The 20,835-nt window shown below is 44.6% G+C and carries 20 protein-coding genes and 1 tRNA gene; 9 read left to right on the top strand and 12 right to left on the bottom strand.

Features of this window, described 5'->3' with window-relative positions; genetic code table 11:
• Positions 1–41: 41 nt before the first annotated feature.
• Both GJU82_RS17785 and GJU82_RS13105 read right to left on the bottom strand, forming a co-directional pair.
• Positions 42–836 (bottom strand): TonB-dependent receptor, encoded by a 795-nt coding sequence (locus GJU82_RS17785; RefSeq protein ID WP_153632556.1) that lies wholly within the window; start codon positions 834–836, stop codon positions 42–44.
• A gap of 7 nt (positions 837–843) precedes the next feature.
• The gene (locus GJU82_RS13105) at positions 844–1,287 is read right to left on the bottom strand and encodes a pyridoxamine 5'-phosphate oxidase family protein (RefSeq protein ID WP_153632555.1); all 444 of its coding nucleotides are present in this window, start codon (positions 1,285–1,287) and stop codon (positions 844–846) included.
• Positions 1,288–1,437: 150 nt separating this feature from the next.
• Here GJU82_RS13105 and GJU82_RS13100 point away from each other — a divergent pair, with 150 nt between their 5' ends.
• Positions 1,438–2,043 (top strand): riboflavin synthase, encoded by a 606-nt coding sequence (locus GJU82_RS13100; RefSeq protein WP_153632554.1) that lies wholly within the window; start codon positions 1,438–1,440, stop codon positions 2,041–2,043.
• Between the two features lie 461 nt (positions 2,044–2,504).
• Complete coding sequence (locus GJU82_RS13095; protein ID WP_153632553.1) at positions 2,505–3,188, top strand: ComF family protein; 684 nt, start codon at positions 2,505–2,507, stop codon at positions 3,186–3,188.
• Here GJU82_RS13095 and GJU82_RS13090 read toward each other — a convergent pair.
• Together GJU82_RS13090 and GJU82_RS13085 are read right to left on the bottom strand one after the other, a co-directional pair.
• On the bottom strand, positions 3,185–3,760 hold the full coding sequence (locus GJU82_RS13090) for a UbiX family flavin prenyltransferase (protein WP_194831053.1): 576 nt from the start codon (positions 3,758–3,760) through the stop codon (positions 3,185–3,187). The two genes, GJU82_RS13095 and GJU82_RS13090, sit on opposite strands and share 4 nt — an antisense overlap.
• A 304-nt stretch (positions 3,761–4,064) precedes the next feature.
• Complete coding sequence (locus GJU82_RS13085) at positions 4,065–4,472, bottom strand: RNA-binding protein (protein WP_153632551.1); 408 nt, start codon at positions 4,470–4,472, stop codon at positions 4,065–4,067.
• 254 nt (positions 4,473–4,726) lie between these two features.
• On the opposite strand from GJU82_RS13085, the gene dnaG reads away from it, so the two are divergent.
• Both dnaG and GJU82_RS13075 read left to right on the top strand, forming a co-directional pair.
• Positions 4,727–6,691 (top strand): DNA primase, encoded by a 1,965-nt coding sequence (gene dnaG, locus GJU82_RS13080; protein WP_153632550.1) that lies wholly within the window; start codon positions 4,727–4,729, stop codon positions 6,689–6,691.
• Positions 6,692–6,773: 82 nt separating this feature from the next.
• Positions 6,774–7,802: an NAD-dependent epimerase/dehydratase family protein gene (locus tag GJU82_RS13075; RefSeq protein WP_153632549.1), complete on the top strand. Its 1,029-nt coding sequence runs from the start codon at positions 6,774–6,776 to the stop codon at positions 7,800–7,802.
• Between the two features lie 231 nt (positions 7,803–8,033).
• On the opposite strand, the gene metK is transcribed toward GJU82_RS13075, so the two are convergent.
• Together metK and gldA are read right to left on the bottom strand one after the other, a co-directional pair.
• Positions 8,034–9,293: a methionine adenosyltransferase gene (metK, locus tag GJU82_RS13070; RefSeq protein ID WP_153632548.1), complete on the bottom strand. Its 1,260-nt coding sequence runs from the start codon at positions 9,291–9,293 to the stop codon at positions 8,034–8,036.
• A 227-nt stretch (positions 9,294–9,520) separates the two neighbouring features.
• The gene (gene gldA, locus GJU82_RS13065) at positions 9,521–10,432 is read right to left on the bottom strand and encodes a gliding motility-associated ABC transporter ATP-binding subunit GldA (protein ID WP_153632547.1); all 912 of its coding nucleotides are present in this window, start codon (positions 10,430–10,432) and stop codon (positions 9,521–9,523) included.
• Positions 10,433–10,728: 296 nt separating this feature from the next.
• On the opposite strand from gldA, the gene ispG reads away from it, so the two are divergent.
• Positions 10,729–12,570 (top strand): (E)-4-hydroxy-3-methylbut-2-enyl-diphosphate synthase, encoded by a 1,842-nt coding sequence (gene ispG / locus GJU82_RS13060; protein ID WP_228488698.1) that lies wholly within the window; start codon positions 10,729–10,731, stop codon positions 12,568–12,570.
• A 30-nt stretch (positions 12,571–12,600) separates the two neighbouring features.
• On the opposite strand, the gene GJU82_RS13055 is transcribed toward ispG, so the two are convergent.
• On the bottom strand, positions 12,601–13,224 hold the full coding sequence (locus GJU82_RS13055) for an HAD family phosphatase (RefSeq protein ID WP_153632545.1): 624 nt from the start codon (positions 13,222–13,224) through the stop codon (positions 12,601–12,603).
• A gap of 102 nt (positions 13,225–13,326) precedes the next feature.
• Here GJU82_RS13055 and GJU82_RS13050 point away from each other — a divergent pair, with 102 nt between their 5' ends.
• Together GJU82_RS13050 and GJU82_RS13045 are read left to right on the top strand one after the other, a co-directional pair.
• Positions 13,327–14,157 carry a glycoside hydrolase family 97 N-terminal domain-containing protein gene (locus tag GJU82_RS13050; RefSeq protein WP_153632544.1) on the top strand — a complete coding sequence of 277 codons (831 nt, stop codon included), beginning with the start codon at positions 13,327–13,329 and terminating at the stop codon, positions 14,155–14,157.
• A gap of 65 nt (positions 14,158–14,222) precedes the next feature.
• Positions 14,223–15,188 (top strand): DUF1848 domain-containing protein, encoded by a 966-nt coding sequence (locus tag GJU82_RS13045; RefSeq protein ID WP_153632543.1) that lies wholly within the window; start codon positions 14,223–14,225, stop codon positions 15,186–15,188.
• 3 nt (positions 15,189–15,191) lie between these two features.
• On the opposite strand, the gene GJU82_RS13040 is transcribed toward GJU82_RS13045, so the two are convergent.
• Positions 15,192–15,635: a hypothetical protein gene (locus tag GJU82_RS13040; RefSeq protein WP_153632542.1), complete on the bottom strand. Its 444-nt coding sequence runs from the start codon at positions 15,633–15,635 to the stop codon at positions 15,192–15,194.
• A 325-nt stretch (positions 15,636–15,960) separates the two neighbouring features.
• On the opposite strand from GJU82_RS13040, the gene GJU82_RS13035 reads away from it, so the two are divergent.
• Positions 15,961–16,755, top strand: a complete 795-nt coding sequence (locus tag GJU82_RS13035; protein ID WP_153632541.1) for an ABC transporter ATP-binding protein — start codon at positions 15,961–15,963, stop codon at positions 16,753–16,755.
• A gap of 6 nt (positions 16,756–16,761) precedes the next feature.
• Positions 16,762–18,426, top strand: a complete 1,665-nt coding sequence (locus tag GJU82_RS13030; protein ID WP_153632540.1) for a hypothetical protein — start codon at positions 16,762–16,764, stop codon at positions 18,424–18,426.
• Between the two features lie 65 nt (positions 18,427–18,491).
• Here the strand turns inward: GJU82_RS13030 and GJU82_RS13025 are convergent, their stop codons facing one another.
• From GJU82_RS13025 to GJU82_RS13010, 4 genes are all read right to left on the bottom strand, one after another.
• Positions 18,492–19,157, bottom strand: coding sequence for a hypothetical protein (locus GJU82_RS13025; protein WP_153632539.1), 666 nt, complete (start codon positions 19,155–19,157; stop codon positions 18,492–18,494).
• A gap of 141 nt (positions 19,158–19,298) precedes the next feature.
• Positions 19,299–19,375: transfer RNA gene (locus GJU82_RS13020), tRNA-Ile, on the bottom strand.
• A 71-nt stretch (positions 19,376–19,446) separates the two neighbouring features.
• On the bottom strand, positions 19,447–20,193 hold the full coding sequence (gene mtnP / locus GJU82_RS13015) for an S-methyl-5'-thioadenosine phosphorylase (RefSeq protein ID WP_153632538.1): 747 nt from the start codon (positions 20,191–20,193) through the stop codon (positions 19,447–19,449).
• Positions 20,194–20,231: 38 nt separating this feature from the next.
• Complete coding sequence (locus GJU82_RS13010; protein ID WP_153632537.1) at positions 20,232–20,831, bottom strand: class II aldolase/adducin family protein; 600 nt, start codon at positions 20,829–20,831, stop codon at positions 20,232–20,234.
• Positions 20,832–20,835: the final 4 nt, after the last annotated feature.

Raw genomic sequence — 20,835 nt, 5'->3', positions numbered from 1 at the left:
CAATAAAAGGCTGTTCCCGAAGGGAATAGCCTTTTTTGCTTTTATAACGGTGGTTTCGATTGTTTTTTACATGGTTCCCAATATAAAACAAGAAAATATTTGTCGGCAAGGTTTCCCGCCCCGGGAAAGCATGAAAACGGCTGTCGGCAAGGTTTCTCGCCCCGGGAAAGTATGAAAACGGCTGTCGGCAGGGTTTCTCGGCCCGGGAAAGCATGAAAACGGCTGTCGGCAAGGTTTCCCGCCCCGGGAAAGCATGAAAACGGTTGTCGGCAGGGTTTCTCGCCCTGGGAAAGTATGAAAACAACTGTTGGCTGATATCCGGTTTTGAGATAGGCAGTATGGTTTTGAAAATCGGAATTTTCGCGGGAACCATTGGTCGAATCGTAATTGTACGAGGCAAACAGGTTAAAACCATTTTCGCGATAGCCGGCCGAACCTGCAGTTTTGATTGTGTTGAAAGAACCGTACTGTCCGCGAACCTGCCCCGAGAAACCATCTTTGTCCTCCTTGCGGGTAATGAGGTTCACAACGCCTCCCATGGCATTCGTGCCATACAACAAGGAGCCTGGCCCGCGAATGACTTCCACTTTTTCCAGGTCGGAACTGACATAACTGTCGGGAAACGGATGCCCCATCAATCCCATCATTTGCGGTTGCCCATCTATCATAACCAATACTTCTGAGGTGGCTCCATTTAGTCCAACACCACGAATAGTAATTTGCCCGGCCGAACCGCTTGCGACCCCAAATCCACTATATCCGCGCTGAGTGACAAACATGCCAGGTACTTTGGCACTCAGCAATGGCAGGATGTTCGTTTGCGAGCTGTTTTCGATTTTTTAGTTAGTTTGTTTTTTGTGACTCGGATGGCCAAAATAGTTTTTTGCCGAATCCAAGCCGGTTATCGGTCATTTTTATGGATTCAATATTCAGCACCCAAAGTTTAGTTTCCATTAGCACTGCATACGGAAATTTTTTCAGATATCGTTTTTTGACTTTACCGGCTAATTCGCCTTCGGGTAATTCCAGTTTTCCTGTCATCTGTAATCCCCTGATTTTACCGACAACACTTGTTTCCAGTACAATGGAAGCGGCAACCTGCTTGTTTTTTAATGCTTCCTGAATGTGGCGGGTTTCATCATCCGAGGTGAATATAAGCACGTTTTCATCTTCGTGATAAGCGTAAAAACAGTTAGTACACCAAGGTTGTCCGTTTTGACTGGTAGCCAGTGTTAATACATGATGTTCGGTAATAAAATCGCGAATGCGTTTATCGGGTTTTTCCATCGTTCGTGTTTTTAGTTATCAAAAATAGAAATTCGGCGTAAGTTTTATCAGGAAAATGACTTGTGTTACCATTACGGTATTGGACCGGTTGTTCCTCTTTTCTCTCTTCAAAAATAATTACCTTCGTAAAAAATTTAAAGATACGCGAAAATGTTCTCAGGAATCGTCGAAGGAATGGGCACTGTGGTGGCTATCGATAAAGAACAGGAAAATGTTCATCTCACACTGGAGTGTGACTTTGTTAATGAATTGAAGATCGATCAAAGTCTCTCGCACAACGGAGTTTGTCTCACGGTAGTGAAAAGGACCGATAAGGCTTATACGGTGACTGCTATTAAGGAGACGCTTTTAAAATCGAATTTGGGCTTGCTAAAAGTCGGTGATAAGGTTAACCTGGAACGCAGCATGCCGATTAACGGACGACTGGACGGGCACATTGTTCAGGGCCATGTCGATCAAACGGCTGTTTGCCGGAAAGTGGAAGAAGCTGACGGAAGTTGGTATTATACGTTTACTTATGATTTCGACATCGAAAAAGCCCGGCAGGGTTACATGACCGTTGAAAAAGGCTCGGTGTGTGTAAATGGTGTCAGTCTCACGGTTGTAAATGCAAAGGACAACAGTTTCCAGGTGGCAATTATTCCTTACACCCAGGAACACACGAACTTCCATACATTTGAACCGGGTTCAGTCATTAACATCGAATTCGATATTATTGGAAAATATCTGAGCCGGTTGAACAGGTATAATCAGTAACCAATTACCAAAAATACAGAAGAAAGGCCCGTAAAAGCGGGCTTTTTTATGCTTCTAAGTGAAAGTATTTTTCTGATTTTTAGTGCAAAAAAAAGGTTGCAACCCGTGCAACCCCTTTTGTGTATTTAAGGGCAACATGTTCTTCCGGGAATTGGGAAAATGGAAAAAGAATAACAAAATTTGTCCTTAAAATGCCTGCTTTTTAAATGTGCTGCAAAATAGTAGTTTCAGGAGATCTAACCAAATTTTTTTATTAACATTTGTTCTGTTCCTATCTGTTTTTTGCTGCTCATAGGCTACTGGATGCCTTATCTGATTGTGGAAATTAACATGAACATGTCAACCAGCCACAGATTTTATGTTCACACATATGAACTTATATGTTTCAATCACTAAGTTCGGGTAATATTGGATGTACGATTGTGGTTGAAAAATAGTAACTTGAATACCGAAGATAAGTTATGTCTGTTGTCTACGATTTCATATCACTTTTCTTTCCCCGATTATGTGCCGGCTGTGGCGAACCACTTGTCCACGGTGAGGAGGGGATATGTATTCGCTGTCTTGCGGATCTTCCCCGAACAGGATTTGCCCGATTTGCTGATAACAAAGTAGCGCAGGTTTTTTGGGGACGTGTTCCGCTGGAATATGCTGTTTCGCTTTGTTATTTTGAAAAAGGCAGCCGATTGCAACATATGTTTCACCGGATGAAGTACCGACGGGAACCAGGGGTTGGCAAAGTCCTGGGACGGGAACTGGGGCTCGAATTGTTTTCCAGTCCGATGTTTGAGACGCTGGACGCTGTTATACCAGTTCCTTTGCATCCGAAGAAACAAAAGAAAAGAGGTTACAATCAAAGTGAGTATATCGCCAATGGGATCAGTGAGGCGATAAACATTCCGGTTATAACCGATGCGCTGATCCGAAATGTGCACACTTCATCACAAACCCGCAAGAGCCGTTACAACCGGTGGGAAAATGTAGAAGGTATTTTTCAGGCGATAAAACCGGAAAAGCTGGAAAATCTGCATTTGCTGGTAGTTGACGATGTGGTAACTACCGGCGCTACCCTCGAGGCCTGTTGTGTACCATTGTTGAAAATTCCGGGTGTTAGAGTGAGTATTGCTACGTTAGCGTGTGCCTAATGAGAAGGGGCACCCGGCCAGCGGTAGCTGTCGACTTTGAGCCCGGCCAAGTCGATTACCCGGTTAATCACTGTTGAGGCTGCCTCTTCGAGTGTCTCGGGGCGGCTGTAAAATGACGGACTTGCCGGACAAATAATGGCCCCGGCTTCGGTCAGTCGTGTCATATTTTGCAGATGAATAAGGCTGTATGGGGTCTCACGGGGAACGACAATCAGTTTTTTTCGTTCTTTCAACATCACATCGGCAGCTCGTGTGACCAGGTCATCAGAAACCCCCGCAGCGATTCTTCCCAGGGTTCCCATCGAACACGGTACAATGAGCATGGCATCATAGCCCGCTGAACCAGAGGCAAAGGGTGCGTAAAAGTTATTTTTCTGATATTTCAGAAAGGGATATTCCAGAACGGGTGGTTCACTGCCCAGCTCATACGACCAGATATCGCGGGCGTTCGTGGACATAACAACACCGCAGGATTCAATTTGATCCTTGATGCTTTCCAGTTTTTTCAGCAATGTTGCTGCGTAAATCGAGCCGCTTGCTCCGGTAATGGCGACCACCAGTTTCTTTCTCATTATATTTTTTAGTCTTTTCCGGTTAACCGGGAAAGTGTTTACAGAAGAAACGAAAGATAAGGGATAAATGTTTCTTCAGGATACAGATGACAAATGATGGATTGGTTCACTACCTGGAAGAGAAAGGGATTGCGGTATATGAAAATCGGCTGGAGAAGATCCTCCGCTTGCTATTGGCAGAACCGGATAAAGGAACAAAGTGGTTTTGGTGGGAGAGGAAGATTTTAGCGACAAGTGGACGGGGACGGCATTGTCAGGTTTAGGGAAAAGCCATAAAAAAAGCGGGCATTGCCCGCTTCCTTTTTTAGTACCTTCTGTCGGAGCGACGGTTGAAATCTCTGTTTCCACCATCCCGATTAAAATCTCTGTTTCCACCCTCGCGTCGGTTACCTCCTTCACGACGATATCCACTACCGCCACCACGGTTGCCTCCGTCACGACGAAAATCACGGCGCTCTTCACGTCCGCCTTCACGGGGAGCTGATTTCTTAACGATAATAGTGCTACCCTGAAGCTCTGAATCGTTCAATTCACTGATTGCTTCATAAGCCTCCGGGTCGTTAGGCATTTCAACAAATCCATATCTTTTGGAGTTCCCGGTCTCCCGGTCAAAGATAACTTTGGCGTAAGCAACTTCGCCATAATGTGCAAAAAGATTCTCAAGGTCTTCGCTTGTAGTCTCGGAGCTAAGCTTTGCTACAAAAATGTTCATGATAAATAAAAATTATTAAATAAATAAAAGGGTGATGAACGTGGTAGAAGAGAGACAAGCAAAGCAAGGTATTTTTCTATTAACTCACTGAACTTATTTCTAATCTATAAATCAAAAGTAACCTAAAAATTTCAGATTGATATCAACCTTTGGTAAAGATTTTTTCAATTATGTGTTAATTAACAATTGTATAGAATAATTTTCAAATCAACCCGATACGGGTTCAAACCATCAATTTTCATTACTTTTGCCCCATGATTGATCAGGGTACCATACAACGCATTTTGGACAGTTCAGAAATTGTTGATGTCGTGGGAGATTTTGTGACGCTTAAGCGGCGCGGGACCAATTTTATTGGCTTGTGCCCTTTCCATAACGAGAAAACTCCCTCGTTTAATGTTTCTCCTTCCAAAGGAATATATAAGTGCTTTGGCTGTGGAAAAGGCGGAAGTGTGGTCAACTTTGTGATGGAGCACGAGCATCTTTCCTACGTGGAGGCCCTGAAGTGGTTGGCAAAAAAGTACAACATTGAGGTGAATGAACGGGTGGAAACGCCCGAAGACATTCAGGCGCGGAATGATCGGGAGAGCCAGATGATTGTTACCTCCTTTGCCCAAAAATATTTTACAAGCCAGCTTTGGGACAGCAACGAAGGCCGGATAGCTGCGTTGGGTTATTTCCGCGAACGCGGATTGCGTGACGATATGGTTCGAAAATTTGAACTGGGGTATTGCCCGGCCGGGAACGATAATTTTACACAGGAAGCGCTAAAGTCCGGGTATGAGATGAAGTACCTGGAAAAAACGGGCCTGACAATTAAACGGGAAGACTGGATTCGGGATCGGTTTAGCGGGCGCGTGATGTTTCCCATTCATGGCGTATCTGGCCGGGTGATTGCCTTTGGTGGGCGAACACTTTCGCAGGACAAGAAAATTGCCAAGTACCTGAACTCGCCGGAATCGGATATTTACCACAAAAGCCGGGTGTTGTATGGAATTTACCAGGCGAAACGCAGCATCATACAAAATGATAAGAGTTACCTGGTCGAAGGATATACCGATGTGATTGCGATGCATCAGTCGGGAATTGAGAATGTAGTGGCTTCATCAGGCACTTCACTCACGATAGATCAAATCAGGTTGATTCGCCGGTTTACCAATAACATTACCATTATTTATGATGGAGACCAGGCCGGTATCAAAGCATCTCTGCGGGGAATCGATTTGGTGCTGGAAGAAGGCCTGAATGTGAAAGTACTTCCGCTGCCGGAAGGCGAAGACCCGGATTCCTTTTCGCGTTCGATGGGCTCTTCTGAATTGCAGCAATATATCACTGAAAACGAAACGGATTTTATCAAATTCAAAACGCAATTGCTGTTAGTGGGGACCGAAAACGATCCGGTTACACGGGCCCGTGTAACGACCGATATTGTACGTTCAGTTTCGGTTATCCCGGACGGAATTGTCAGGGCGGAGTACCTGAAAGAGTGTAGCCGTTTGATGAATGTGCGTGAGGAGGTGCTTTACGAGGAGTTGAGGAAGCTGAAGCGCAAGCGCGATGATGAGATGTTCCGACGGGAACAGCGAGACCAGGTTCGGCGCGAAAATATTCCGGAAACTCCGGTTGTTGAAGTGAAGAAGGAGGCCGGTCCTGTCAATAATCCGTGTGCCATCGAAGAGCGCGAAGTGTTGCGCATGATGCTGAAGTACGGCGATCAGATACTCTACGAGGTGGAGAACGATGAAGGCGAAAGCGAAGAAATTACCGTGGCCGATTATTTTCTGTCGGAACTACAAGCCGATGGTATCGAATCGGTTGATCCGGTTAACCGGAAAGTCTTCGAGGAGTGCGATGAACACTTTGGTGAAGAGGGATTTGACCCGTTACGTTACTTTGTTCAACATCCCGATTCGTCTGTCAGCCAGGTTTGTTCAAATATCCTTTCGGAAAAATATACTGAAAGCCAGTTTTGGAAAAAGCAGGGAAGTTACGTCGAAGAGGAGCATGATATATTGTATGTTTTGGTGCCCAGGGTATTGCAGGAGTATAAGCTCCGGATGGTTCGTTTTTTAACTAATCAGGCAATTGAGGAGATGAAGGATGCTGCTAAAAGTGATAATTTTGAACGAATTGCCGATTTGCAACGCAATATTCAGAATCTGAAACAGGTAGAGAAGGAGTTGTCTGATAAACTCGGAAAAAGAACAATTAATTTTTGAACCCATAGGGGCATTGATTGGTTTTCTCAAAATCACATACAATCTTTATGGTTTGTTCTCTTTAAATAAAAAGAATTCGTTAATGATATATGTAACCGGCGGGACCGGGATGCTGGGGGCTCATTTGCTCCATCGCCTGACAAAATCGGGCTACCAGGTAAGAGCATTGAAACGCGAAAACAGCAACCTGGACCAGACAAAAAAAATATTTTCTTATTATAGTTCTGAAGAAGAAGCGAAACAACTTCTGGCAAAAATCGAATGGGTAGAGGGCGACTTGCTCGATCGGGATTCAATCAGGGAGCATCTTGAAGGCATTGATTTCATTATTCATGCTGCTGCGATGGTTTCCTTCAATCGAAGAGATCGTTATGCCATGCTGCATAATAACGTGGAGGGAACCGCCAATTTGGTTGATTTAGCCAGGGAATCAGGAATCAACCGGTTCTGTCATGTGAGTTCTACCTCGGCGCTGGGAAATCCGCCTGAAGGCGTTCCTTCCTCAGAGGAGCATGTTTGGAATAACAGCCGAAAACGTACCGCTTATGGCAAGAGTAAATTCCTTTCTGAGATGGAGGTTTGGCGGGGTATGAACGAAGGAATGGAGGTACTGATTGTGAATCCGGGAGTGATTATCGGGCCAGGAAATTGGGATTCTGGTAGTCCTCAGTTTTTTAAAACCATATGGAATGGCTTTAAGTTTTATACAAGGGGAGGAACCGGCTTTGTTGATGTCCTTGATGTGAGTGCGGCCATCGTGTCGATGATGGATCAATCGCAATGGGAAGTTGTCAAGAATCAACGATATGTATTGGTGGCCCGGAATGTGGGGTTCCGCGAATTTTTTAATCTGGTTGCTGATAATCTGGGTAAAAGGAGACCGACTATTCCTGCCGGTGATTGGCTCCTGGCAATTGCGTGGCGACTCGCCCTTATTGTATCGTGGTTTAGTTCTTCCAGTCCGGCTATTACCCACGATAGTGTCAATGGTTCAAACCGGATGAGCCATTATGACGGGGCTCAGATAACCCGGATAATGCCTTTTCAATACAGTACTGTTGAGGAAAGTGTGGCCAGGGTTGCAAAAATATTTCTGAACGAACATCGCTAAGCTAATGTTAGTACAAATTATCTTTTGCCCTTTGTTTTTCAAGCAAACACTAAATCCGGAAAGCCCAACTTAGTGAGTGTCGCATGTTTTACAGAAGGAAAATTTGATTAATGAATGCATGTACAAAGGTGAACTTGGGTTTTGGTTTTCTAGCTGATAGGAAGGTTCGCTGGAACAAAAAAAGATCGCCCTAAATGAGCGATCTTTTGGCAATTATCTAAGAAATGAGATTTATTTGAGCTTGAAATGCTCTTTTATTTTCTCAGTATAGTCGAGTTTTTCCCAGGTGAAGAGTTCTACTTCGCGTTCCAGCTTACCGGAATATGGCGATTCAAAATTCTTGACAACCGTTCTTGGGGTACGCCCCATATGTCCGTAGGCTGCAGTCTCCTCGTAAATGGGGTTACGGAGTTTTAACCGTTTTTCGATAGCAAATGGGCGAAGGTCGAAAATCTCTCTAATTTTTTCTGCAATTTCACTGTCTGACAGGTCGACATTGGCCCGCCCATAAGTATTAACGTAAATGTTCACGGGTTGTGCTACGCCAATAGCATAGGCCAACTGGACCAACATTTCATCGGCAACATTAGCAGCTACCAGGTTTTTGGCAATGTGGCGGGCAGCATAAGTAGCCGACCGGTCTACCTTCGACGGGTCTTTACCCGAGAATGACCCACCTCCGTGTGCACCTTTACCTCCATAGGTATCGACAATAATTTTACGCCCGGTCAGTCCGGTATCACCATTCGGTCCACCGATTACAAATTTACCAGTCGGATTAACGTGCAGAATGAATTGATCATCGAATAGTTTCTGCAAACGGGCAGACAATTTGGCAACCGTGCGAGGAATCAGAATTTTGCGAACATCATCCTTGATTTTGGATAGCATGCGCTCGTCATCATTGTCAAAGTCGTCGTGCTGTGTCGATACTACGATGGTATGAACCCGTAGCGGTTCGTTTTTATCATTATATTCAATTGTTACCTGCGATTTGGAATCCGGGCGGAGGTAAGTCATTTCTTTTCCTTCGCGGCGAATTTCAGCCAGCTCAAGCAACAGACGGTGCGACAATTCCAGTGCAAGGGGCATGTAATCGTCTGTTTCTTTACACGCATAACCGAACATCATTCCCTGGTCACCTGCTCCCTGGTTCTCGCGATCTTCGCGATCGACACCCCGGTTGATGTCCGCAGATTGTTCGTGAATGGCTGTCAGAATGCCACACGAGTCGCTGTCGAACTGATATTCGGCCTTGGTGTACCCAATGCGGGCAATCACATCGCGGGCTTCTCTCTGAACGTCAATATACGTCTGGGTTTTTACCTCGCCGGCAATTATTACCTGCCCGGTGGTTACCAGGGTCTCAATTGCCACTTTCGAGTCCGGATCATATGCCAGTAAGGCATCTAATAATGCATCGGAAATTTGATCGGCTACCTTATCAGGATGTCCTTCCGATACTGATTCTGAAGTAAATAGAAATCCCATAATTATAATTTTTTGGACGGCTCAAGCCGCCTATTGATGAAACATATACGGAACGGGACATTCAATGGTTGATTGATAATAGACGGGAAGGCATTGCTTTAGCATTTTTTTCCGTGGTTGCAATCAATCAAATCTATCCACATCCGAAGGACAAATGTACATCGAAAATATTTAATTACGTAAAAAGGTGCATAAAAATTGAATTAGTGGCATTGGCCTGTTTCGGTTTAATGGCCGGTCACTTCCAGAAATACTTTTTCGAGTGTAGTCGTTTCGCGCTGCAGCGTAAGTAAAATAAATCCATGCTTTGCTGCAAAGCGGAATACGGCCGGCCTGATATCTTCGGCAGTGGTTGCTGTTAACAACCATTCGGCATCGCCCGTTTTTTCGACTTGCCCAACTCCTTCGACAGAGGAAAGCATCTGAGTGGTTACGTCTCCCTGTGTTTCAATCCGGATCACTTGAGGCGCATCGGTTCGGAGTGTATGAAACTGAGAACGGTTTTTATCGGCTACAATTTGCCCTTTGTGGATGATGAGAACCCGGTTACAAATAGCCTCCACTTCCTGCATGATGTGGGTGGATAGCATGACGGTTTTGTTCCGGCTTACTTCCTGAATCAAACGGCGGATTTCAATCAGCTGGGCCGGATCGAGCCCAGACGTTGGTTCATCAAGAATGAGAACCTCCGGATCATGAATTAGCGCCTGCGCAATGCCTACACGTTGCCGGAAACCGTTTGACAGTGAACCGATTTTCTTCCCTAACTCAGGGACCAGCCCGGTGAGGTTTATCATCTCGTCAACTCTCTCTCTCCGGTTTTTTATCGGGTACATACCGGAAACCAATTCAAGATATTCCCGAATGTACATGTCAGGGTACAGGGGATTATTTTCGGGTAGGTAACCTATCTGGCGGTTTATGTTGATGGAATGTTTCCGAACGGGCAGGTCGTTCACCATTACGTTGCCCGACGAAGGTGTAAGCAAACCCGTGATTATCTTCATCATAGTTGATTTTCCGGCGCCATTCGGCCCCAGGAAACCAGTCACCTCACCGGTGCGAATGGAAAATGTAACATCGTCCAAGGCTTTCTGTTCTCCATATCGCTGCGTAATCCTTTCAACCTGTATCGACATAATTCTGCTTTTGTACAAAAATAGCTTTTCCTTCCATCTTACAAGGGAATGAGAATTCAAGCATACAAATCTGGTTTGTTTTTGATGACTTTATTCCCAAATAGCAATATGCAATGACAATTTTCAAATCTCTCTGAAAATCTTTGCTAATTTTGTGGCAGTGAACCATGAATCAACTATTTTCGAGAATTTCAGGCAGACTTATGTGTTGTCAATGGAACGTTGTGCAATGAGTCTGTTTTACAGTAAAATGTCCCGGAGCGACAATAACCATGAAGGATAAGAATTTTAATTTTGTGAAAAGTTTATTTCGGTACGAGCGGCAAAAAACGGCTATCGTACAGGTTGGAGAAGTAAAGGTTGGAGGAGAGTACCCTGTTCGTTTACAGTCGATGACCGATACAGATACAACAGATACGGATGCCACGGTCGAGCAAATTATCCAGATTATTAAGGCTGGTGCTGATTTTGTCCGTATGGCTGTTCAGGGGCTTCGCGAAGCTGAAAATCTTAAAAATATCCGGGCCGGACTTGACAAACGAGGCTATGCCGCGACGCCACTTGTGGCCGATATTCATTTTTCCCCGCAAGCCGCTAAAACCGCAATAAAATATGTGAGGAAGGTTCGTATCAATCCTGGTAATTTTTACGATCCGCGAGCTAAATTTCAAAAGGTTGATTATACCGATGACGAGTATCGGGACGAGCTGGCGGGTATTGAAGAGCGCTTTATTCCTTTTTTGAAAGAATGTGCTGAGCGTGGAACCGCACTCAGGATTGGGGCCAACCATGGGTCGCTCTCCGATCGGATTATGAGCCGTTATGGCGATACACCGGCAGGAATTGTCGAATCGGTTATGGAATTCCTCCGTATTTGCAAAAAGATCGATTTTCACAATGTGGTTATTTCCATCAAAGCAAGCAATACCCGATTGATGGTGTATACCGTGCGTTTGATGAACTACCGAATGCGCCTGGAGGGAATGAATTATCCGTTCCACATTGGCGTTACAGAAGCTGGAGAAGGCGAGGACGGACGCATTAAATCAGCTGTTGGATCGGGGGCGTTGCTGGCCGATGGAATTGGCGATACTGTCCGGGTTTCGCTGACGGAAGATCCGGCCAATGAAATAGGCTTTGCCCGTAAACTGGTCGATATTTTCAAGGGGCGCGAGAATCATGCTCCGATATCTGCTCCGATGATTTCACAAACGAACCCGTTTGAGTATGAGCGGAGAAGTAGCCGGCCGGTGGGCGACATTGGTGGTAAAAAGGCGGTTGTTGTTATTGCATCGCTGAATAATTACACACTGGAAGAAGTGCGCTCGCTGAATACCGGGGTTGAACCTGATTACTATTTCGATGGCAAACGCATTTTCAATAAAGCTGGTCGTGCATTCCCGATACTTTCGTTGGATGATTACCTTTTTAATGATATGTATACCAATCAGGAACGGTTTATTCGCGCCAGCAAACCGGAATATGATGCATTGAAGGCGGAGAATCCCGAAATCGTTGAAAAGCTGAAGAACGAGCGGAAAGCGGTTATCATTATGGAGAGCGATAACCTGAATAGCTTTGCCGAGTTACGTGCCTTCTTCATGGAGCTGGATGCTCATATTTGCAAAAATCCCGTCATCCTGCACCGTTCCTACCGGGAAGATAGTTATGAGAATCTTCTGATAAAAGCTTCCACCGATTTGGGAGGGCTCTTGATTGACGGCTACGGCGACGGTATATTGCTATCAAACCAGGGACCTATTGGTTACAACGAGCTGAAAGATCTTTCGTTCGGATTGTTACAAGCCAGCCGCATGCGGGTAACGCGTACTGAATTTGTTTCCTGCCCGGGATGTGGTAGGACCCTTTTCGAACTTCAGGGGACCTTATCCGAAGTGAAAAAACATTTCCGCCATCTCAACCACCTGAAAATTGGTGTGATGGGCTGCGTGGTAAACGGCCCGGGCGAAATGGGCGACGTAGATTACGGTTATGTTGGTTCCGGCCCCGGACATATCAATCTTTACAAAGGACAGAAACTGGTGAAACGTCATGTGCCATCTGAAAGAGCTGTGGATGAGTTGAAAAAGCTGATGATGGAAAATGGAGACTGGTACGAGCCGGTTGTTTCCAGGTAGACAGGTAGAATAAATACTCAAAAACTTATTTTAACCTTTGAGAAAATCCGGGAGCGCTGTTATTAGTGTTCCGGGTTCGATATGCAATGCCTGTATGCCGAGGACTGATGCGGCTTTGATATTTACTTCCGAATCATCAATAAACAAGGTCTCTTCAGGCATTAAATCATGATTTTTCAAAACCTGGGTAAAAATGGTTGGATCGGGTTTTCTCATTCCCATTTGATGTGAGTAATAATCTTGCTCGAATAATTCGGAAAAAATAAAACCATATGCCGATTGAAAATCCCGGAAGTATTGTTGCCGGTGAATTTCATTCGTATTGCTCAATAAAAAAATCCGGAATTGCTTTTTTAGGCTTTTTAGGTACTCAATCCGGTCAGCCGGAATATCGAGAATCATGGCACACCAGGCATGATCAATAGCCGAATCGGGAATGTCCCGGTTGAGTAATCGACGCACATTGTCCCGAAACTCTTCAGGCGACGAAGCCCCCTGCTCCAACAGGTAGAACATATCGTGATGGTAGAACCAGCCACGTTCACCCAACGGAATTTCCAGCCCAAGCGATGCAAATGCTTCAACCGTACGTTCCGGTGCGATATTCAGGATGACGCCCCCTAAATCGAAGATGATATTTTTGATGGTACCCATATCGGGATATTTAATGGCAAAACTTCTTCCGGCAAAGTTAGAATATTATCATGAAAGCATTTACTTTGTCTACATGATAACCTGACTTAAAAATTTAGAAAGATGACACGATCCGGGAACCTGTTTAAAAAAGCAACATACATTTTGGCCATTTTCGTATTCCTTCTCCTCCTCCCAGGGTGTTACCAACCCAAGAAAGATTTCTATCGGTTTAATGGAGAAAGCGCGCTGGAGGTGCATGCTCCAAGTGGTCAGATTAAGTTGTTTTTCGAAGCTTTCCCGCAAAAGGGAATATTATTTAGTATCAATTATAAGGGAAGAAATATCCTTGAACCATCACGACTTGGGCTAACGAATATTCAGAACAAACCTTTTTTGGCTCAGCCTGAAATTGAAAAGGTGATTGGTCGTTTATTCCGCGAGCAACAGGCTGGCGAAGCCGCCGATGCGCACAGCTATAACGAGATGGCCATCTATTTGCGAAGCAAGGAGGTCCCGGACCGGCGCATGAAGATATTGGTGCGGTTGTATAGGAACAATATCATGGCATTCCGGTATGAAGTTCTCTCCGGTTTATCGGAGAACATTGATATCAACGGAGAATTGACCGAATTTATCCTCCCGAAAGGAAGAAAAAATAACTTCTTTAGTGGTATGAAAGGTGAAAATCCGGTCCAGCCTGATACCCACATTGATTTTCCCGTTTGGTTCAGTTCGCGAAATGCCTGGGTGCGGATCGCGGATACTGAGGAAACACCTACTGCTTCGCTTAGGAAAACCGGCGACTTCACCCTCGATATCATTAGCGAGACCGGAACGGTTATCAATTTCTTTCCGTTTCCATTCCCCTGGCGGGAAATAACCATTGCAGATTCAAAACAGGCGATTATTAATACGGAAAACCCTCCTTCATTGAAATACCGGGCTCGTTAATTTACCGGTTGCCCCGGTCGTATGCTGGCCGGAGGATATTTGGATGACGCTGAAAACACGGCTGTATGAACTGGGAGAAGACAACCATACAATTACCCGACGGAAGCGAACAGAAAGCTGTCGCCCCGCTTGTTATCTCGGCCAGTCGCCGCACCGATATACCTGCCAATTACGGTGCGTGGTTCAAAAAGTGGTTGGAGGAAGGCTATGTAAGTTGGAAAAATCCCTACAGTCAGCAAGTCAGCTATGTTTCCTTCGCTCATGTGCGACTTTTCGTCTTCTGGAGCAAAAATCCAGCTTCTTTTTTTTCGATTCTTCCAATGCTCGACGAGCGTCATCTGAATTACTATTTCCAGTTTACACTGAATGATTATGAAACGGAAGGTATTGAGCCTTTTGTCCCTTCGGTGGCGAAACGAATAGAAACCTTTCGGAAATTGTCTAAAATGATTGGACCGGAGAAAGTTATCTGGCGTTTCGATCCGTTGTTGATTACCGGCGAACTTTCGTTGAAAAAAGTGATGCAACGAGTGGAATCTTTGGCTGGTCAACTGAGTGGGTATACCCGAAAACTGGTATTCAGTTTTGCTGATATTTCGGCTTACCGGAAAGTGGAAAGGAACCTGCGGAATGCCCAGGTAGATTACCGTGAATTTACACCTGAATTAATGCGGGGAGCAGCACAGTTGTTGGCGGTTATCGGGAAGAAGTATGACCTCGAATTGCGCTCTTGTTGCGAAGCTATTGACTTGAGCAAGTATGGTATTCAGCCGAACAAATGCATCGACGACGATTTAATCCGGCAACTATTCCCGGAGGATCAAAAGTTGATGGCTTTTGTTGGAGGGCAGGAAACGCTTTTTCCCGGAAAGGAAAATGGGCAATACTTAAAAATTAAGGATAAGTCGCAACGTGCTGATTGCGGGTGCATTGCTTCAAAAGATATTGGTGAGTACGATACCTGTCCGTTGGGATGCGTTTATTGTTATGCAAACCGGATTCCGGGAAAGATCCATCCCATCGGCCGGTAACTATCAGGGAACAATCAGTGTATCCGATTGATTAATCAGGTATACTTTGGTTACGTCAGCTGAAACATTCATCTGGAATTTTCCACTGAGAGCGAAAATAACCGTATCGCCTCGGGTGACTTCAACTGATTGATTATAAATGGCCGTTAGTCCGTCGGTGACAGCGAAATTATAGGTGTGGCTGATCTTTCCCTCTTCAGCCATGGTTAATTTCCAGTAGGAATCATTCGCGTAAGGGGCGAGTGAACCTTTAAACTCGGGGTGATTCACCGCTTCACAGTTGATAGTAACCGTTACCGGATGAATAGAGTCAGTTGCACCATCGGGTTCTGCATACGTAAAATCGACTTTGGCCTGCGCAAAATATTCCGGTATATTCTGTTTTTTGCAAGATGCCAACCCCAAAGTTAGGCATATTAGTAAAATAACCGGTATATTACTTTTCATCCGTTTAAAATTTATAATTATGATCCATAATTTAATTCTAAATTTGAGAACGTATGGAACCGCTTCGCTCTCACATGAACTTTTTTTAATCATTGCCTTTGGCGAACTTTTGATTAAAAAAGTTCATGTTCGTTTCATTTTCGTATGGTTTACTACAAAGTTAAAAGGGATTGGGAAAAGTCAACCTCTTCGGTAAAAATAAATTCGTGATTAGGTTTTCTGCTGACTGAAACAGCTGTATATGAAGGTAACTTTTTCATTTGGGCGCAACTATTTCGGGACAAAATTCTAACTTTAGAATCAATTATCTAAACTCACCTGTTTTATGGAGTCTCAACATAATGTTATTGAAATCCGTGATCTGTACAAAAGTTTCTGGAGTGGAAGTTCAGAAACTGAGGTACTAAAAGGGATCAATCTGGATATAAAAAGCGGAAATATTATTGGTTACATAGGCCCGAATGGCGCTGGTAAATCTACTACCGTGAAGATATTGTGCGGTTTAATTACCGATTTTAAAGGCGATATCCGGATGATGGGAATGGATTTGCGGACCGAGGCGATGGAGATAAAGAAACGGATAGGCTACATTCCGGAAAATGCCTCTCTGTATGATTCGCTCACGCCGCTGGAATTCCTTTCTTTTTTGGGTGAAATGCGCGGAATGGAACCGGGAAAGGTAGCCGGCCGAGCGATGAACCTGTTACGTATTTTTGAAATGGAGAAGAATGCCAACCAGCGCATTTCCACCTTCTCCAAAGGCATGCGCCAGAAAGTGCTGATTATTTCGGGCATGATACATAACCCCGGGATTATATTTCTGGATGAGCCGCTTTCGGGCCTCGATGCGAATTCGGTTATCATGGTAAAAGAAGTGCTGACCCAGCTCGCCCGTGACGGGAAAACCATTTTCTACAGCTCACACCTAATGGATGTGGTGGAAAAAATTTCCAATCGCATCGTGTTGATTGATAAAGGGAATGTAATAGCCGACGGCACTTTTGATGAGCTGAAAGCCCAGGCAAATGATGAATCGCTTGAGAAACTGTTTACCCGCCTGACGGGTTCTACCGGATATTCCGACAGGGCTGAGGAATTCATTCATTCTGTAGAAAAGTAGTTGGTTATGATCAGATTTATCGTTTCCCTCTTTTTACCTTTCCGGAAATTGATTGAATGGACCGGTGTTGATTATGGGCAATTCATAACGGTGTTAAAACTCAAGCTGCTGATGGATAACCGTCGCAGTACGTCGTTCTCTTCGAACAGAGGTGGTGAAACAAGAAACATGCTGATGATGCAAAGCGGAATGTTTGCTTTGTTCGGGGCGATTCTTACCAGTATACTTCATGTGATTCAATCGGCATTTGTATTTTATTTTGCCATCCACTCGATGGTAATGATTTTTACGGCCATGTTGATTATATCTGAGTTTTATGCCATTCTGTTTGCCACTTCCGATAACAGCCTGATCCATTCTCTTCCGGTAAACGGGCAAACCGTAAACCTGGCCCGAAATGCGCACATTTTTGTTTATCTTTTTCTGCTGGGTTTTAGTTTCTCCCTTGTCCCCATGATCATAGGAGCGTTCCGGTTTGGTATTGTCACGCTGTTGGCCTATATCCTTTCGCTGGCGCTGAATGCTGCCTTTACTTTATTTCTGACGAACATTATGTACCTGGGAATTATGCAGCTGGCATCTGGCGAGAAACTTAAAAGCCTGATGATGTATTTTCAGGTCGCCATCGCGGTTTTTTTCATGGCATTTTACCAGTACGGCATCCGGCTCATCGACAATACCGATATTTTCAATGTGTTTTTACCGATTCACTGGTACGCCTTTCTGTTGCCACAATCGTGGTTTGCCGGAACAATCGATGCCGTTGCAACATTCAATTGGGACTTGAATCATCTTATTTTTCTGGTTTTGGCCATTGGTATGCCATTAGCTGCAGCTATTATCACCAGTAAATACCTGACGCCACTTTTTAATCAAAAGCTGGCTGATATGGAGCAGGGAGATAAGAGTGCCGTAGTTCGAAAAACCAGACAAACCCATGGAAAATGGAGCCGTACTGCAGCTAAAGTTTTCACGCGTAAAGCGGAAGAGCGGGCCTCATTTACGGTGATGTGGAAAATGATTGGACGGGAAAGGCAATTTAAATTGATGTTGCTACCCTCTATCGGCTATATTCTCGTGCTTTTGCCGTTGATGTTTCAAGGGAAAAGCATAAATAATGTGGTTTCCGGTAAGCTGTACATCGCGTTGTTATATTTCCCGATTCTCATCTCGTCCACATTAGCTAATGCTGTATTGGTAGGAGAACAGAAAATGAGTGGTTGGATATTTCGTTCCAGCCCGACGGATTCGCCTGCTGAGTTGTTTAAAGGGATTATTAAGGCGGGATTTGTCCGTTTCCTGATACCCGTTTACATTATCCTGGCTGCTGTGGTTCTCTTCTTTTGGGGGTTTTCCAAAATTAGCGACATCGTTATTGCGCTATTGGCCAATTATTTGATGTCCATTGTTTTGTTTTATTACCAGACCCCACGATTTCCGTTTACATTGGAAAAATCGGCTGTCCAGGGTGGTTCCAATGGACTACGGGTGATGCTTTCTATGCTTATCGTGGTGTTTATTGCAATGCTGCATTGGGGGTTGTTAAGTATGCCGTTTCACGCCAGCTTACTGCTTATTCCCTTGTATATAACATTGATTTGGTATGTCGATTTCAGGTGGGTGTACAGCCGGATTACCTGGAAAGAGATTGATAGATATACCCGGTATTAAAAAAGAAAGCGTTGAAACGGCTGTTATACCTTTTTCAACGCTTTTCTTTTTTTGTTAAATCAGCATTAGGCCTCTTCAAACTGAATAATGTTTTCGACGTAGTGGTTTTCATCTTCTTCGCGGATTAACGGAAGCAATTCAGATAAATCATTGCACCAGTTTTTCAATTTCTCGAGCTTGGCATTTAACCGCAGTAACGATTTGGGGAAAACCCCATCTTCGGTCAGCATGGCTGCCTGAAGGTTTTTCAGTTCGTTTAGTTGTTGATAAAGCTGGTTAATTACTTCGTGTGTGTAACCAAATGGTTCGAGCGGTTTTTGCCACATCGGATGTTCGAGCAGGGCCTCGTAGAATAGTGTCACAAAATTTTGCCATCGGTCAATTCGTTCCGGGATCATTAGTCCCAGGCGCAGTGCCTGCCAGTTGGCCAGGTCCCGACGGAAAACGTATTGTGCGATTTTGCGAACCCGCCGGAAATGGAGGTCGGCAATTTCTTTCAATTCCAGATAGGTCCGGATGGCCTTATCTTTTTCCTCTGATTCGCTCCTTTGTTGTTTCAATAGCTCATCCACCTCTTCACATAAGACTAATGCTTTTTGGAGGTGCGAGTCATTGTAACCGAATGGAGCAAGTCGGTTACGGATGCAGGTGACTTCAGTGGCATTTTTGATAATTTTCCGGTATCCATCCAGAATGGCCTCGTAACGAATGTCAATTTGTTTGTAAATCATAACTTATCCTCCTGTTGAATCTTAAGAAGATACGAAATTCAGCATTCAATGGCAAATTTGCTGCGGTTGAGGAGTATTAAAAACAACGAAATGTGTCAGTTTCTGCAAATAAAAGGGAAACAGATGCCTGCTTCCCTTTGGTGGTGGGCCCAGCTGGGCTTGAACCAGCGACCTAATGATTATGAGTCATCCGCTCTAACCAACTGAGCTATGGGCCCGAAATCCGCTTGGAATTTTGGAATGCAATTTTACGGATTTGTCCCGTATTTCACAAGCATTTTGTTTGTTTTTAGATTAATGCGATGGCTTTCGTTAAAAGGCTTGTGACATTCTGTACGTTCTGATTGAAAACCTTCATAATCTCTTCCCACGATACGGGTGCTTCATTTGTTTTCCAACTGTCGTAATCGGTGGCCATGGCTATGGTAGCATATGGGATCCCTAATTCATTTGCCAGAATGACTTCGGGCGCTATTGACATATTGATAATGTCGGCCCCCCATATCTGAAACATTTTGGATTCGGCGCGTGTCGAAAAACGTGGCCCCTCGATGGTTATTACCGTTCCGCCGTTATGTGTTTTGATATCCAGCTTTCCGGCGCTTTGCAATATGCGGGCCCGTAAACTTTCGTCAAAAGGATCAGCCATGGGGGTATGTTTCATTTTGCCCGGTTTGAACTTGTCGAAAAACGTGACCGGACGTCTTCGGGTAAAGTCGATAAACTGGTCGGGTACAACGAACTCGCCTCTTTTAATTTCTTCCTTCAAACTTCCACATGCTGTAGTTGATAAAATGTGCGTGCAACCCAGTTCCTTGATGGCCCATATATTGGCCTGGTTGTTTACCTGGGTAGGTGGGATGGTATGTTCACGTCCGTGTCGCGAGAGGATAACCACATTTACTCCGTTTATCTTTCCGGTAAGAAAATCGGAACTGGGTTCACCGTAAGGCGTTTCCACATCAATTCGTTGCGAGTCTTCCAGGATAGCAGGATTTTCAAGTCCTGAACCACCAATGATGGCAATGTACTTCATCTGTTTGTTTCCGTTTTTCTAATTATTATTTCATAAAGTTATTCAAGAGAAAGGAGAATTCCACAGGCCTCTTCCAGCGATTTTCCATATGCCAGAATTCCTTCCCGGTGACCACCCATGATAAGAGTTCCTTTTCCCAGGTTACCCGGAACAGCAAGAAGCCGGGAGATTTCCATTGCCATTTCAGGCGTTCCGTAAGCCGTACTTTCGTTTGTTGTCGGCAGAATATGTTGCCATTTCTCCCATTGTTTCAAATTGTGTACATGAACAACCGCATTTATTTCCGGCAACGTTTGGTAAACAATGGCGTGTGATAAGGATTCACTGGAAGCCTTGACCTGTCCGGTACACCAGACTTCGTTGGTATCAATTCGAAATGAATCGACCCGGGCATAATGTTCCGGACCGGTTTCTGCCAACTGGCCGGTAGCCGAACCTGTAACGATGAATTGGTTGTCCTTGTTTATCCGGATGGAAATATTGCCAAAGCCAATCCCGTCGGGATAAACACCAATCAGCTGTTGCTGATAAAGTTTGCTTCGCCAATAGTTCAATTCATTTATTCCCTTCCCGGGGAAATCTGCTGGTTGGTTGTTCCAGTGACAGTTGAATTTAATATAGCCTTCTTCTTGTAACATCCGT

It is taken from the genome of Prolixibacter sp. SD074 (genome assembly GCF_009617895.1).
Classification (GTDB): Bacteria; Bacteroidota; Bacteroidia; order Bacteroidales; family Prolixibacteraceae; genus Prolixibacter.
This window is presented reverse-complemented; position numbering and strand designations above follow the sequence as displayed.